Source organism: Kitasatospora sp. NPDC005748 (assembly GCF_040630735.1).
Lineage (GTDB): Bacteria > Actinomycetota > Actinomycetes > Streptomycetales > Streptomycetaceae > Kitasatospora.
On record NZ_JBEXYD010000053.1, the window covers coordinates 1 to 14462 of the forward strand.

Sequence of the window (14462 nt, forward strand, 5' to 3'; positions counted from 1 at the left end):
GGGTTCCCTTCGGGGAGCCCGGCCGCACGGCGAGAGGCCGGGCTCCCCGAAGGGAACCCGGCCTCTCGGCGTTCAAGGGGTTGCTCAGGCGCCCTTGGCGGCTTCCTTGAGCTTGGAGCCCGCGCTCACCTTGGCGCTGTAGCCGGCCGCGATCTGGATCGGCTCACCGGTCTGCGGGTTGCGGGCGGTGCGGGCAGCGCGGTGGGTGCGCTCGAAGGTCAGGAAACCGGGGATGGTGACCTTCTCGTCGCCCTTGGCGACGACCTCGCCGACGATCTCGGCGAAGGCGGCCAGAACGGCGTCGGCGTCCTTGCGGGTCACCTCGGCGCGCTCGGACAGCGCGGCCACCAGCTCACTGCGGTTCATGTGTACTCCTGTGGTCTGTTCGCTTGCGGTGTGCGGGGGCCCATCGGTGCTCCCCTCCGGGGGCACCCGGACAGGCCGCAGGTCCGCACACAGTGCTCATTCAGGCAATGCGTGGTCGCAGGCCGGGTTCGCGCCCTGTGCCGCGGTCGGTGCCGTCGACGGCCCGTCTGCCTGCCTGGATACGAATCCTGCCCCGACCGGCCCCGAGAAAGCCAATCGGGCCCCGGCCGTGCCACCCGAACAAAGCCCGCCCGCCGGAGGTGTGACGCTCCGTCGGCTCCGGCGGACCGGGCGCGGGCGGCGGTCGGGACGACGCGCCGGAAGACCAGGGGGACGTTCCGTACTTGTCGGACACGCCTGCCCCGTGCAGGGCTACCGTACGCCCTAGGCCCGACAAGCCCAAACACGCCCCTCGCCCTTGTGTCGCAAGGGTTCGGGGCGGACTTGGGCGGGTAAGGACGCTAATCGGTCATTTGACCGATCCGCGACACCTGTCGCGTACCGCCATCAGAGCTTGAAGACGGGGAAGGACGAGGTGTCGAGCGTGCCGACGATGCCCGGGGTCGGCCGGGACGGCGCCTGCTCCTCCTGGGGGCCGGCCAGGGCGGCGTCCCGGACGGCGGCGGCCACGGTCTTGGCGACGTCCTTGTGGAAGACGCTCGGGATGATGTAGTTGGCGTTCAGCTCGTCGTCCGCGACGGTGGTGGCCAGCGCGCGGGCGGCGGCGATCATCATCTCGGTGTTGACGGTCCGGCTCTGCGCGTCCAGCAGGCCGCGGAAGACACCCGGGAAGACCAGCACGTTGTTGATCTGGTTCGGGAAGTCGCTGCGGCCGGTGGCGACCACCGCGGCGGTCTGGCGGGCGATCGCCGGGTCGACCTCCGGGTCCGGGTTGGCCAGCGCGAAGACGATCGCGTCCTCGGCCATGGTGGCCAGGTCGTCGCCGTCCAGCACGTTCGGGGCCGAGACGCCGATGAAGACGTCGGCGCCCGCCACGGCCTCCTTGAGGCTGCCGGTGCGACCCGAGCGGTTGGTGTGCTCGGCGATCCAGCGCAGCGAGTCGTTGAGGTCCTCACGGCCCTGGTGGACCACGCCCAGCACGTCCGCGACGGTGGCGTGCTCGACGCCGGCCGCCAGCAGCAGCTTGAGGATCGCCGTGCCGGCGGCGCCGGCGCCCGACATCACCACCCGGATGTCGCCGATCTCCTTGCCGACCACCTTGAGCGCGTTGGTCAGCGCCGCCAGCACCACGATCGCGGTGCCGTGCTGGTCGTCGTGGAAGACCGGGATGTCCAGGGCCTCGCGCAGCCGGGCCTCGATCTCGAAGCACCGCGGCGCGGAGATGTCCTCCAGGTTGATGCCGGCGAAGCCGGGGGCGATCGCCTTGACGATGGCCACGATCTCGTCGGTGTCCTGGGTGTCCAGGCAGATCGGCCAGGCGTCGATGCCGGCGAAGCGCTTGAACAGGGCCGCCTTGCCCTCCATCACCGGCAGCGCGGCCGCCGGGCCGATGTTGCCCAGGCCCAGCACCGCGGAGCCGTCGGTGACCACGGCGACGCTGTTGCGCTTGATGGTCAGGCGGCGGGCGTCCTCGGGGTTCTCGGCGATCGCCATGCAGACCCGGGCGACGCCCGGGGTGTAGATCATGCTCAGGTCGTCGCGGTTGCGGATCGGGAGCTTCGAGGACATCTCGATCTTGCCGCCGAGGTGCATCAGGAAGGTGCGGTCCGAGACCTTGCCGATCGACACGCCGTCGATCGTGCGGAGCTTCTCGACGATCTCCTCGCCGTGCGCGACCGAGGACGCGGCCACCGTCACGTCGATCCGCAGGGCCTCCAGGCCGGAGGCGGTCACGTCGAGGCCGGTGACCGAGCCGCCGGAGGACTCGACCGCCGTGGTGATCGCACTGACGGCGTTGCCCCTGGCCGGGACCTCCAGCCGCACCGTGATCGAGTTGGAGACACTGGGCACCGTCGCCATCGACGTTTCCTTCTTCCGTCCGTCAGCTGCTTCAACAGAATGTTGAAGCCCTTCGCCTGCGCATGCTAGACCTCGATCGTCGCACCTACCAGGGCGAAGCCAGAAATAACGTTCATTGAGTGTGCGGACTCGACAACTTCTTGCCTCCCCGGGCAGATGCGTTACATTGGACGGGACACCGGCTCGATCCAAGCCCCCGGGCCCAACCTTCGTCCCTTCGAGGGACCACTTGCCGCGAGGCGAGCATGGCGGGTCGGTGTCATCAACGTCTGAAGGCCCCTCACCACCGGTGAGGGGCCTTCTTCGTGCCCGCGGCACGCGACGGTCGGTCAGCCGTGCAGCAGCGCCGGCACCCCGGCCGCGTCCGGCAGGTCGTCCGGACCGGAGAGCACCGTCAGCCGCTGGGTCGCCCGGGTGAGGGCCACGTAGAGCACCCGCAGACCGGCCTCCGACTCGCCGGCGATCCCGGTCGGGTCGGCCACCACGGTCGCGTCGTACTCCAGGCCCTTGGCCTCCAGGCTGCCCAGGGCCACCGCGCGGGCGCCCAGACCCTCGATCCAGCCGGCCGCCTCGGCCCGCCGGTCCATCGGCACGACGACCGCCACGGTGCCGTCCACCTCCGCCAGCAGCCGCTCCAGCTCCGCCCTGGCCGCCGCGCCGAAGGCCCGGGGCGACGGATCGGTGACGGCCGCGAAGCGCGGCTCCACGCCGACGTGGCGCACCGCGCTCGGCGAGGGCGTGCCCGGGGCCGCCAGCGCCAGCACCTTGGCCGCGACCTCGGCGATCTCGGCGGGGTTGCGGTAGTTCACGGTCAGCGTGAACCGCCGGCGCGGCTTGCCGGCCAGCACCTCGTCCAGCGCGGCCTGCGCCTCCTGCGGGAACGGCCAGGAGGACTGCGCCGGGTCGCCGACGATCGTCCAGGTGGCCATCCGGGCGCGGCGCCCGATCATCCGCCACTGCATCGGGGTGAGGTCCTGCGCCTCGTCCACGATGATGTGCGCGTACTCGGTGCGCTCCACCGGCACCTTCTCCCGCTGTCTGGAGCTGCGGTCGGCGAAGGTGGTGACCTCGTCCAGCCCGCTCAGCAGGTCCACCGCGTCCACCTCGCGGACCTTCGGGCGGGCCGCCTCGCCGAGCAGCACCTGGAGCTCGTCCACCAGCGCGACGTCGTGCGCCGACAGCGCGCCCTCGCCGCGCTCGGACAGGTGCCGCCAGGAGCCGGCCAGCACCCTGGCCTCCTCCGGGGTGACGGCGCGACGGGCGATCCGGTTGGTGTGCCGGCTCTGCTTCAGCGTGGCGAGCACCCGACGCGGGGTCAGCGCGGGCCACCAGGCGTCCAGGAAGTCCAGGAACGGCGCCTCGTCCGAGACGTAGTCGTCGAAGGACTCCTTCTCCTCCTGGCGCTGCTCCCGGGCGTAGTGGTCGGCGGGCCTGGGCAGGTGCCGGGTGAGCTCCTGCCAGAGGGCGTCCAGCAGCAGCCTGCGGGCGCGCGGGCGCAGCAGGTTCAGCGGGGTGCCGCCGGAGCCGATCACGTGGCCGCGGACGGCCTTCAGCCGGCCGGCGTCCAGCCGCAGCACCTCGCCGCGGGCGACCACCTTGAGCTCCTGCGGCGCGCCCAGCTCCAGGGCGCCCCTGGCGGCCCGGCGCAGCAGCTGCGTCATCCGGGCCGAGCCCTTGATCCGGGCCGCCTCCGGGGTGTCGTAGGTGCCCGCCTCGATGCCGTCCACCAGTGAGCCGACCGCGCGGACGGCGACCTGCCCCTCCTCGCCGAGCGAGGGCAGCACGCCCTCGGTGTAGGAGACCAGCAGCGGGGTCGGGGAGACCACCAGAATGCCCCCGGCGTAGCGGCGGCGGTCCTGGTAGAGCAGGAAGGCGGCGCGGTGCAGGGCGACGGCGGTCTTGCCGGTGCCGGGGCCGCCGGTGACCAGGGTGGCCCCGGCCGCGGCGGCGCGGATCACCTCGTCCTGCTCCTTCTGGATGGACGAGACGATGTCGCGCATCGAGTGGCTGCGGGCCCGGCCGAGCGAGGCCATCAGCGCGCCGTCGCCGACCACGGCCAGCTCGCGGCCGTCCAGGGTGGGGGTCAGGTCGGGGCGGAGCAGGTCGTCCTCGACCCCGATCACCCGGCGGCCCTTGGACCGGATCACCCGGCGGCGGACCACCCGGCCCGGCTCCAGCGGTGTGGCGCGGTAGAAGGGCGCCGCCGCGGGCGCCCGCCAGTCGATCACCAGCGGGCCGTACTCGGCGTCCAGCACCCCGAGCCGGCCGATGTGCAGCGTCTCGGCGACGGCCGGGTCGGCCGGGTCGAGCGGGGTGTCCGAGGGGATGCCGTGCTCCTCCGGCGCATCGGCCTGCTGGAGGTCGATCCGGCCGAAGAGGAAGTCCTCGAATTCGTTGTTGAGCCGCTGGAGGTGCGCGCCGGCTCGGTACACCTGGGCGTCGCGCTCGGCGAGCGCGCCGGGGGTGCCGACCTGCACGCGCTTGGCGGCGTCCTCCAGGATGTACTCGGCCTCGGCGAGCTTCTCCTCCAGGCGGTGGTAGACCGTGTCGAGGTGACGCTGTTCCCCGGCGATCTCCCGCTCGCGGACGGTCTCGGAATCGGTGACGGCGGTGGTGTCCGTGTTGCTCTGCATGGCCTCGGTGGTTGCGGCGGAGTACTGGGTGGAGCCGGTCTCGCCCAAGAAGCCCCCCGACGTACGTCCTGCGATGGATGGGGTCCGGCCCGGCGAAACGAGCGGACGGAAAATCCTACGCCCCCACCCCTCCCCCGCGCCGCACCAGGGCCGGAATGTGGCGCGGGAGGCTCCGGACGGGGCCGGGGACGCACGAAGGCCGCCCCCCGCTGAGCGGTGGGCGGCCTTCGATCTTCAAACATGGGGTGGTGGAGATGCCGGGAATCGAACCCGGGTCCAGTGGAGTGGATTCAGGACTTCTCCGAGCGCAGTCCGCTGTGATTTTCTCGGCCCTGGCGGTCACGCGGACAAGCCGCCAACAGGCCCAGCTGCTGTTTGATTTCCCCTCCACCCCCGCAGCCCGGGTGGACGGTTGAGTTCCCTAGATTATGCCAGGGTCCGGGTCGGGAACTCCCCGGTCTGACACCCAAGCGCTATCGGTGCTTATTAGGCAGCGAGAGCGAACTGCTGGGAATCGCGCTTAGAGTTGGCGATTATTTGTTTGCGACAGATGGTTAACGAGATCATTGCCGCGTTCCTCGGCTCGCTTCTCCTGTTTCGACTTCCCCTGTCGAAACCGATCATCCCCATGTTTTGTTGAGAAACAACTCGGACGGCGAACCGTCCGTGGTGCTGGCGCCATACTACGCGAGGCGGCCTGCGAGGGTCCAGCGGATTAACTCCGACGTGGCCGCCGGGTCACTGCTGGCGCCGCCGGGCGGCGGCCACGGCGCGGGCCGTCTCGCGGGTGTCCTGCTTCTCCCGCAGCGTCTGGCGCTTGTCGTACAGCTTCTTGCCGACGGCGAGTGCCAGTTCGAGCTTCACCCGGCCGTCCTTGAAGTACAGCGAGAGCGGGATCAGGGTGTGGCCCGCGTCCCGGACCTTCGCCTCGATCTTGTGGATCTCCAGCCGGTGCAGCAGCAGCTTGCGCTTGCGCCGCGCGGCGTGGTTGGTCCACGTCCCCTGGGTGTACTCGGGGATGAAGACGTTGTCGATCCAGGCCTCGTGGTTCTGGATGTAGGCATAGCCGTCGACCAGGTTGGCCCGCCCCTCGCGCAGTGACTTGACCTCGGTGCCGGTGAGCACGAGACCGCACTCGTAGGTGTCGAGGATGGTGTACTCGTGTCGCGCCTTCTTGTTCTGCGCGATCAGCTTGTGTCCGGTTTCCTTTGCCATAGCGCCGCCATTCTCGCACCTCGACGCGGTGGCGGGCAGCTCCTTTACCCGCGGTGCCTCAGGTCCGGGTGCCGAGGCCGGCGAGCACCCGCAGGGCCAGCGCGCCGGCGTCCTCGGTGCCGGACGCGGGCACGTCGGGCACCAGGCCGACGTCCTCCGGGGAGCGGCCGGCGGGGGTGTAGTAGCGCCCGACGGTCAGCTCCAGCACCGCGCCGTCGGCCAGCCGGCTGGGCTGCTGGACGGTGCCCTTGCCGAAGGTCCGGCCGCCCACCACGACGGCCCGGCTGCGGTCCTGGAGGGCGCCGGTGAGCAGCTCGGCGGCGCTCATGGTGCCGCCGTCCACCAGCACCACCAGCGGGGTGCGCTGGTCGCCGCCGGGCGGGGCGGTCAGCTCGCGCGTCCCGCCGCGCTCCTGGTAGGAGCCGACCGGGCCGCCGTCCAGGAAGACCGCGGCGGTGCCGGCGGCCTCCTCGACCAGCCCACCGGAGTTCCCCCGCAGGTCGAGCACCACCCCGTGGGCGCCGTGCACGGCGGCGCGCACCTGCTCGGCGACGCCGCTGGTGAAGGCCCGCACGGTGATCCGCACGACCCCCTTGTCCAGCCGCTCCACCGCGACCTGCTGACTGTCCAGCAGGGCCCGCCGCAGCCGGACCTCGCGGACCTCGCCATCGCCGCGCCGGACGGCCAGGGTCACCTCGGAGCCGGCCTGGCGCTCGCCCTCGCGGCCGCGCAGCCGGGCGACCACTTCGGTGACCGGCAGCCGGTCGGCCTGGTCCGCGTCGATCGTCAGCAGCCGGTCGCCCACCGCGATCCCGGCGGCGGCGGCCGGACCGGCCGGCAGCACCTGGGAGACGGTGGTGACGCCGTCCTGGCCCCGGCCGACCGAGAGGCCCACGCCGAGGTAGCGGCCGTCCAGGCCCTGACTGAACTCGGCGTACTCCCGCGCGCTGTAGTAGGCGCCCCAGCGGTCGCCGGTGGCGCCGATCAGGTGCTCGGCCTGCTGCTCGGAGAGGGCCGCGCCGGCCGGGTCCTGGCCGGCCCCGACCGTGGCGACGGCGGCCGGGGCCGCGTCGCCGGAGGGGCGCGGGTGCGGCGCGGCCGGGTCGCCCCAGGCGCCGGTCGCGGCCCCGGCCAGCAGCACGGCGCCGAACACCAGGCTGAGGGTGACCACCTGACGTGCTCTGCGCGGAGTTTCTGGCATGGCATCGGAGTGTAGGCGCAGCGTGCGGGGCGGTGGGCCGGATCGGCCGACGGCGAAACCCCGACGGCCCCGGACGGCGCAGTGCCGTCCGGGGCCGTCGGGGCCGTGCGGGGTCAGACCTTGAGGTACTTGCGCAGGGTGAAGAACGCCGCGATGCCGGCCATGCCCATACCGACCACCACCAGCAGCGGTATCACCGCCAGCACCGAACCGAGCCCGATGAAGTGGATGAACTGCACCCGCTCGGCCAGCCAGCTGTGGACGAAGAAGTGCCCGCCGAGCAGCAGTCCGGAGGCCATCACCGCGCCGAGCAGCGCGGCGAACGCCGCCTCGGCGATGAAGGGCATCTGGACGTAGAAGTTCGAGGCACCGACCAGGCGCATGATGCCGGTCTCGCGCCGCCTGCTGAACGCCGACACCCGGACGGTGTTCACGATCAGCAGCAACGCGACGAAGAGCATCAGCACCATGATCACGAAGGCCGCGGTCTGGAGGCCGTTCAGCAGGCCGAACAGGTTCTCCAGGATCTTGCGCTGGTCCTCGACCGACTTCACCCCGGGCTTGCCCGCGAAGGCGCTCTGGATGACGTCGTACTTGGTCGGGTCGTTCAGCTTCACCCGCCAGGACTGCGGGATGGCCTCCGGCCCGAGGACGGAGATGAGCGGGTTGTCCGGGTTCATCTCCTTCCAGTGCTTGTAGGCCTCGGCGGAGTCCTCGAACACGGAGGACTGGACGACCGAGTCCATCTTGTCGAGCTGGGTCTTGATGTCGGCGATCTGCTGGTCGGTGGCCGCACCCGCCTGGCACTGCGGCGAGTTGCGGGCATCCGCCTTGGTGCAGAAGTAGATGCTCACCTCGACCTTGTCGTACCAGTACCCCTTCATGGAGTTCACCTGGTCACGAACCAGCAGGGAGGCACCGGCGAGGGCGAGGGAGAGCGCGACACTGACGACCACCGCGATGGTCATCGTCAGGTTGCGGCGGAGACCCACACCGATCTCCGACAGGACGAACTGGGCGCGCATGCGGGTAACAACTCCAGGGTCGGTTGCTGGTCGGGCGAGACGGGCCGGCGGCCTACGGGATCAGTGCTGGTACCCGTAGACGCCGCGGGCCTGGTCGCGGACCAGCAGCCCCTTGTCGAGTTCGATGACGCGCTTGCGCATCTGGTCGACGATGGCCTGGTCGTGCGTGGCCATCAGCACCGTGGTGCCGGTGCGGTTGATCCGGTCCAGCAGCTTCATGATGCCGACCGAGTTCTGCGGGTCGAGGTTGCCGGTGGGCTCGTCCGCGATCAGCAGCATCGGGCGGTTCACGAACGCCCGGGCGATCGCGACGCGCTGCTGCTCACCACCGGAGAGCTCGCCCGGCATGCGGTCCTCCTTGCCGCCGAGGCCGACCAGGTCCAGCACCTCGGGCACCACCTTGTTGATGGCGCTCTTGGGCTTGCCGATCACTTCGAGGGCGAAGGCCACGTTCTGCGCGACCGTCTTGTTGGGCAGCAGGCGGAAGTCCTGGAAGACGGTGCCCAGCTGGCGGCGCATGTGCGGCACCTTCCAGTTGGACAGCTTGCCCAGGTCCTTGCCCATCACGTGCACCTCGCCGGTGCTGGGGCGCTCCTCGCGCAGGCACAGGCGCAGGAAGGTGGACTTGCCCGAGCCGGACGAACCGACCAGGAAGACGAACTCACCCTTCTCGATCTCCAGCGAGACGTTGTCCAGGGCGGGACGGTTCTGCTTGGGATAGGTCTTGGAGACGTTGTCGAATCTGATCACGGCTGCATCACGGAGGCCATCCTAGGCGGCGCCAGTCCTCGGTCGGTCCACCCCGGGCGCCCGGCCCGGGGGCGGGCGGCGGGAGCGGAAAGGGCCGCTCCCGGCTTGGGACCATACGCGAACCGGCGTCCGGCTCGCAGGGCCGGTCCGGGACGGAAACCTCATCTTGGGAGACAATGTCCGGTTATGCCCGGAAAATTTGGGGGCATCTCACAGCCCAGGGGCCGGAACGGTGGGAACCTGGCAGAGTGGAGGTGGTGGCCGGGGCCGGCCACTCCCCCGCACAGGGCAAGAACAGGAACCAAAGCCCCGTCCGGTGCGTTGGCAGTAGCAGCGAGGAGGAGATCGCATGACCTGCGACCATCTGGTGTGCGCCAACTGCAACGGCCGCGTGAGCGATGGCCGCTGCCCCGTGTGCCGCGCCAACCGGGCCCGGCTGCAGGAGCAGCAGGGCCCGTTCGCCGCGCTCTCCCCCGTGATGCTGCTGGCCCTGCTGGCCGGGCTGATCGCGGTGGCACTGATCGCCCGGCAGGCGCTGGCCTGAGCCACGACGGACAGCCGGAAGGCCCCCGACGGATCTCCGTCGGGGGCCTTCCGTCGTTCACGCTCAGTTCGCGGCGGTCTCGCGCTGCTTGCGCCAGCGGATGCCGGCCTCGATGAAGCCGTCGATGTCGCCGTCCAGCACGCCCTGCGGGTTGCCGACCTCGTACTCGGTGCGGACGTCCTTCACCATCTGGTACGGGTGCAGCACGTAGGAGCGCATCTGGTTGCCCCAGGAGCTGCCGCTGTCCTTCAGCGCGTCCATGGCCGCCCGCTCCTCCTGGCGCCGCCGCTCCAGCAGCTTGGCCTGGAGGACGTTCATCGCGGACGCCTTGTTCTGGATCTGCGAGCGCTCGTTCTGGCAGGAGACCACGACGCCGGTCGGGAGGTGCGTGATGCGCACCGCCGAGTCGGTGGTGTTGACGCCCTGGCCGCCGGGGCCGGACGCGCGGTAGACGTCGATCCGCAGCTCGGACTCGTCGATGTCGACGTGGTCGGACTGCTCGACGACGGGGAGCACCTCGACACCGGCGAAGGAGGTCTGCCGGCGGCCCTGGTTGTCGAAGGGCGAGATGCGGACCAGGCGGTGGGTGCCCTGCTCGACCGAGAGGGTGCCGTAGGCGTAGGGCGCCTTGACGGTGAAGGTCGCGGACTTGATGCCGGCCTCCTCCGCGTACGAGGTGTCGTACACCTCGGTGGGGTACCCGTGCCGCTCGGCCCAGCGCAGGTACATCCGCATCAGCTGCTCGGCGAAGTCGGCGGCGTCCACGCCACCGGCCTCGGCACGGATGTTGATCAGCGCCTCGCGGGCGTCGTACTCGCCGGACAGGAGGGTGCGGACCTCCAGCTCCTCGACCGCCTTCATGACGACCCCGAGCTCCTGCTCGGCCTCGACGCGGGTGTCCGCGTCGTCCTCGGCCTCGGCGAGCTCGAACAGGACGCCCAGGTCGTCGATGCGGCTGCGCAGGCCTTCGACGCGGCGCAGTTCACCCTGGAGGAAGGAGAGCCGGCTGGTCACCTTCTGCGCGTTCGCGAGGTCGTCCCACAGGTCGGGGGCGGCTGCCTCCTCCTCCAGACGCGCGATGTCGGCCCGGATCTTGTCCAGGTCGAGGACTGCCTCGATCGACCCCATGGTCGTGTCGAGGTTCTTGAGCTCTTCGGAAGGATCGACGGCTGCCACGCACCCAGGGTAATGGTTCCGGGGGGGCACCTGGCGACACCGGGGTCGCCGGGCCTCCTACGGGGCCCGCGGCGGCGCGGAGTGGACGGCCGGACGGGGCGCCTGCCCGCCCTCCGGCGCGGTGGCGGCGAAGGCGGTCCAGGCGGCGGCCGCACCGGCCAGCAGCAGCACGGTGGCCAGCAGGACGGCCAGCAGCCGGCGGCGGCGCAGCAGGGCCTGGCGGTCCCGGCGGTGGGTGGCGCCCGGGGCGGTGCGCTGCGCCCGGGACTCGGCGGCGTAGGAGGCCAGCTCCTGCGCGGAGGGGCGGCGCAGGCTGGTGTGGGTGTCCCGGGTGGAGTCGGGGGCGAACCCGGGCACCAGCGGGACGGCCGGGCCGCGGCGGCGCTTGTGGGCGCCGGGGGCGGCGTCCACCTCGGCGTACACCGCCTCGCCGGGGGTCAGCTGCTCCTCGGCCGGGGTCCGGCCCTGCTGCGGGACGGCGAGCACCGGCAGTCCGGCCAGCGCGGGCAGCTGCTCGCGGAGCCGGGTGGCCAGCTCGGCGGCGCGCAGCCGGGAGGCCGGGGCCTTGGCCAGGCACTCGGCGATGATCCGCCAGAGGCCGTCGGGCAGCCCGGGGACGGGCGGCACCTGCTCGGTGACGTGGCGGCGCAGCACGGCGCCGGTGTGGCCGCCGCCGAACGGGGTCGAACCGGCCAGCAGCTCGTAGAGCACGGTGGCGAGCGCGTAGATGTCGACGGCGGCGCGCGGCTCCAGGCCCTCGATGATCTCGGGGGCGAGGTAGTCGGGGGTGCCGATGATCCGGGTGGCGCGGGTCCGGCGCGGGGCGTCGACCAGGCGGGCCACGCCGAAGTCGGTCAGCTTGGCGCGCGGGGCGCCGCCGGGGCCGGGCGCGGCGGCGAGGTCGAGCAGGACGTTCTCCGGCTTGACGTCGCGGTGGACGATGCCGGCGGCGTGCGCGGCGGCCAGGCCGTCGGCGACGTCGGCGATGACCGAGACGGCGGTCTGCGGGGCGAGCGCGCCGTCACGCTCCAGCCGGGAGCGCAGGTCGGTGCCCTGGACCAGCTCCATCACCAGGGCGAGGTCGCTGCCGTCGACCACCATGTCGCGCACGCCGACCACCCGGGGGTGGTCGAGGCTGGTCAGCGCGGCGCGCTCCTGGACGAAGCGGCCGACCAGGACCTGGTCGGCGGCGAGGTCCTCGCGCAGCAGCTTGACCGCGACCGGGCCGTCCGGGCCCTCACCGAGCCAGACCGTCCCGGCGGAACCCCGGCCGATCACCTGGTGGACGGTGTAGCGGCTGCCGATCTTGCGTGCCAATGCTGCTCCGTGGGCGGCGGGAGCGCGCGGGGGAGGGTCCGGTGCGCTCGGTGGGGCGGGACAACAGCGACCAACCTACGCGCCCGAACGCCCTTCGCGGGCCGCCTGAGGGCGCTCGGCGGGCACTGACGGGCGAGAAATCTCGTGGATTGTCGATAAAGCGTCAATGTTGCCGCCGGGCCCGGCCCCTGGCGCGGCGCCGGGCCCCCGCGGTCAGCTCTTGGAGCTGCCGACGATATTGCTCACCCAGTCGCTCGCCCTGCTGAACCAGTCCTGGACGTCGGCCCAGTACTGCGGGAGCGGTGTGAAGTTCCACAGCGCCACCGCCGCCACGGCCAGCACCAGCAGCACCATCAGACAGCCCTTGAGGCAGCCGAGGCCCGGGATGTACATCCGGTTGCGGCTGCGCCGGCGCGGCTCGCGGGCCGGCGCGGCCTCCCGCCGGGCGGGCTCCGGCGGTGCCTCGCGGCGCTGCGGGGGCTCCCGCCGCTGCGGCGCGGGCGGCTCCGCCCGCCGCTGCGGGGCGGGCGGCGGCGGGGCCGGGTAGCCGCCGGGCGGGCCGGCCTGCGGCTGCTGCCGCCCGTAGGGCTGCGGGGCCTGGTTGTGCTGCGGGGCCTGGTTGTAGCCGCCCGGCGGCTGCGGGCGGCCGCCGGGGGCCTGGCCCCCCTGCCCCGCCTGGTAGGGCGGCGGGGCCACCGGCGGGCGCTGGGCGTAGCCGGGCGGCGGGGCCTGCTGGTAGCCGCGCGGCGGCGGCTGCTGGGGGTAGCCCTGCGGCCCCTGCGGCCGGGGCTGACCGCCCTGGCCGCCCTGGTCGGCCCGGCCGCCCGGTCGGGCCTGGTACGGCGGCGGGGCAACCGGCGGAGCCTCGAAGTCCGCCGGGTCGAAGTAGCCGATCTCGGTCTGCTGGTTGCGGTCGCGGGCGGCGCGCAGCTGGCTCTGCCAGGGGTGCGGCGCCTCCGGCTGCGGCGGTCCCGGCGGGGTGGGCGGCATCACCTGGGTGCGGTCCGCGGCGCCGTACGGGGCGGCCGGCGGCGGCTGGGTGCCCATCACCCGGGTCGCGGCGGCCGGGTCGTAGTGCTGCCCGCCCGGCTGGCCGGCCGGCAGCACCTGGGTCCGGTCCTCCGTACCCGGCCCGCCCGCGGCGGCGTCGGGCAGGACGCCCGGCGGGTTGCCCGGCACGGCGGCCGGCTGCGGGTCCGGCAGCAGCAGCGCGCCCACCGCGAGCGCCGCGTCCACCGCCGCCGGGGAGGCGTGCACGCCGACCCCGGCCGCGACCACCCGCAGCGCGCGGGCCAGCGCGACGGCGCTCGGCCGCTGCGCCGGGTCCTTGCGCAGGCAGCGCTCGATCACCGTCCAGAGCGGGTCGGGCATGGTGGAGGGCCGCTGCGGCTCCTGGGCGAGGTGCGCCTGGAGGATCTGCAGCGGGCCGTCGCCCTGGAACGGCTGGCGGCCGGTGACCAGCTCGTACAGCATGATCCCGGCGCCGTAGACGTCCACCGCGGAGGTCTGCGGGCGGCCCTCGGCGGACTCGGGCGCGACGTACGCCGGAGTGCCGACGAACTCGTGGGTGCGGGTGATGCCGGGAGAGTCGGCGAGGCGGGCGATGCCGAAGTCGGTCAGCATCGGGTGCATCTGCTCGGTGCCGTCCACCACGGTGGAGGCGAGCAGCACGTTGGCCGGCTTGAGGTCGCGGTGGACGACGCCGTCGGCGTGGCTGGCCGCCAGCGCGTCGGCGACCTGGGCCATCAGCAGGGCGCCGGCGATCGGGCTGAACGGGCCGTTGCCGCGCAGGTAGCGGGCCAGGTCGGGGCCCTCGATCAGGTCCATCACCAGGGCCAGCAGCTCACCCTCGACCACCAGGTCGCGGACCTTGACGATGTTGGGGTGGGTCAGCCGCAGCAGCAGCGAGCGCTCGCGCAGGAAGCGCATCACCACGTCGGGGTCGGCCGCGAGCTCCTCGCGCAGCACCTTGATCGCCACCGGCTGCCCGGGCTCGCTGCCGGGCACCGCGACATCCGCGCGGACCCGTCCGCGCCAGACGGTGCCGGTGGCCCCCCGTCCGAGGGTCTCCTCAAGCAGATACTTGCTGCCGACTGGCCGCACCTGTCGCACTCCTCGCCGTGCCGCCCGCGCGGGGCGCTCCTCCGCAGGTGCGGTGAGCCTGCCGGGCCCGTGTTGCGGCCACTCTAACCGGGTCCGTTCACGTTTTCGGGGCGACCGGCGAGGGTTCCGGACGGGTCTGGGGGACATCCCCT

Annotated in this window: 11 protein-coding genes and 1 other RNA gene; 1 reads left to right on the plus strand and 11 read right to left on the minus strand. The window is 72.6% G+C overall.

The features are described 5' to 3' along the window. Window positions 1-84 precede the first annotated feature (84 nt). The 8 genes from ABZ495_RS28670 to ftsE all read right to left on the minus strand — a co-directional run bounded on the left by ABZ495_RS28670 (window position 85) and on the right by ftsE (window position 9170). The gene (locus ABZ495_RS28670; protein ID WP_030059737.1) at window positions 85-366 is read right to left on the minus strand and encodes an HU family DNA-binding protein; all 282 of its coding nucleotides are present in this window, start codon (window positions 364-366) and stop codon (window positions 85-87) included. Between the two features lie 507 nt (window positions 367-873). Continuing rightward, window positions 874-2346, minus strand: a complete 1473-nt coding sequence (locus tag ABZ495_RS28675; RefSeq protein ID WP_329487878.1) for an NAD-dependent malic enzyme — start codon at window positions 2344-2346, stop codon at window positions 874-876. A 329-nt stretch (window positions 2347-2675) separates the two neighbouring features. Further along, window positions 2676-4979, minus strand: a complete 2304-nt coding sequence (locus ABZ495_RS28680; protein ID WP_329492116.1) for a UvrD-helicase domain-containing protein — start codon at window positions 4977-4979, stop codon at window positions 2676-2678. A gap of 246 nt (window positions 4980-5225) precedes the next feature. Then, window positions 5226-5607: a transfer-messenger RNA gene (gene ssrA / locus ABZ495_RS28685) on the minus strand. Window positions 5608-5717: 110 nt separating this feature from the next. Beyond that, window positions 5718-6194 carry an SsrA-binding protein SmpB gene (gene smpB / locus ABZ495_RS28690; protein ID WP_329487879.1) on the minus strand — a complete coding sequence of 159 codons (477 nt, stop codon included), beginning with the start codon at window positions 6192-6194 and terminating at the stop codon, window positions 5718-5720. Window positions 6195-6252: 58 nt separating this feature from the next. After that, window positions 6253-7395: a S41 family peptidase gene (locus tag ABZ495_RS28695; RefSeq protein WP_359838798.1), complete on the minus strand. Its 1143-nt coding sequence runs from the start codon at window positions 7393-7395 to the stop codon at window positions 6253-6255. A 113-nt stretch (window positions 7396-7508) separates the two neighbouring features. Continuing rightward, window positions 7509-8420 carry a permease-like cell division protein FtsX gene (gene ftsX, locus ABZ495_RS28700; RefSeq protein WP_329487881.1) on the minus strand — a complete coding sequence of 304 codons (912 nt, stop codon included), beginning with the start codon at window positions 8418-8420 and terminating at the stop codon, window positions 7509-7511. Window positions 8421-8480: 60 nt separating this feature from the next. Beyond that, window positions 8481-9170: a cell division ATP-binding protein FtsE gene (gene ftsE / locus ABZ495_RS28705; RefSeq protein ID WP_329487882.1), complete on the minus strand. Its 690-nt coding sequence runs from the start codon at window positions 9168-9170 to the stop codon at window positions 8481-8483. 349 nt (window positions 9171-9519) lie between these two features. Here ftsE and ABZ495_RS28710 point away from each other — a divergent pair, with 349 nt between their 5' ends. Next, complete coding sequence (locus tag ABZ495_RS28710; RefSeq protein WP_329487883.1) at window positions 9520-9714, plus strand: hypothetical protein; 195 nt, start codon at window positions 9520-9522, stop codon at window positions 9712-9714. Window positions 9715-9777: 63 nt separating this feature from the next. Here the strand turns inward: ABZ495_RS28710 and prfB are convergent, their stop codons facing one another. The 3 genes from prfB to ABZ495_RS28725 all read right to left on the minus strand — a co-directional run bounded on the left by prfB (window position 9778) and on the right by ABZ495_RS28725 (window position 14310). Further along, on the minus strand, window positions 9778-10890 hold the full coding sequence (gene prfB / locus ABZ495_RS28715; protein WP_329487884.1) for a peptide chain release factor 2: 1113 nt from the start codon (window positions 10888-10890) through the stop codon (window positions 9778-9780). A 57-nt stretch (window positions 10891-10947) separates the two neighbouring features. Then, window positions 10948-12207, minus strand: a complete 1260-nt coding sequence (locus tag ABZ495_RS28720) for a serine/threonine-protein kinase (protein WP_359838800.1) — start codon at window positions 12205-12207, stop codon at window positions 10948-10950. 213 nt (window positions 12208-12420) lie between these two features. After that, window positions 12421-14310, minus strand: coding sequence for a serine/threonine-protein kinase (locus ABZ495_RS28725; protein WP_359838802.1), 1890 nt, complete (start codon window positions 14308-14310; stop codon window positions 12421-12423). Window positions 14311-14462 lie beyond the last annotated feature (152 nt).

Excerpts from the sequence above, each read along its gene's own strand:
- ABZ495_RS28675 (WP_329487878.1), bottom strand. The coding sequence starts at position 2,346 with ATGGCGACGGTGCCCAGTGTCTCCAACTCGATCACGGTGCGGCTGGAG.
- smpB (WP_329487879.1), bottom strand. The coding sequence starts at position 6,194 with ATGGCAAAGGAAACCGGACACAAGCTGATCGCGCAGAACAAGAAGGCG.
- ftsX (WP_329487881.1), bottom strand. The coding sequence starts at position 8,420 with ATGCGCGCCCAGTTCGTCCTGTCGGAGATCGGTGTGGGTCTCCGCCGC.
- ABZ495_RS28695 (WP_359838798.1), bottom strand. The coding sequence starts at position 7,395 with ATGCCAGAAACTCCGCGCAGAGCACGTCAGGTGGTCACCCTCAGCCTG.
- ABZ495_RS28710 (WP_329487883.1), top strand. The coding sequence starts at position 9,520 with ATGACCTGCGACCATCTGGTGTGCGCCAACTGCAACGGCCGCGTGAGC.
- ABZ495_RS28680 (WP_329492116.1), bottom strand. The coding sequence starts at position 4,979 with ATGCAGAGCAACACGGACACCACCGCCGTCACCGATTCCGAGACCGTC.
- ABZ495_RS28670 (WP_030059737.1), bottom strand. The coding sequence starts at position 366 with ATGAACCGCAGTGAGCTGGTGGCCGCGCTGTCCGAGCGCGCCGAGGTG.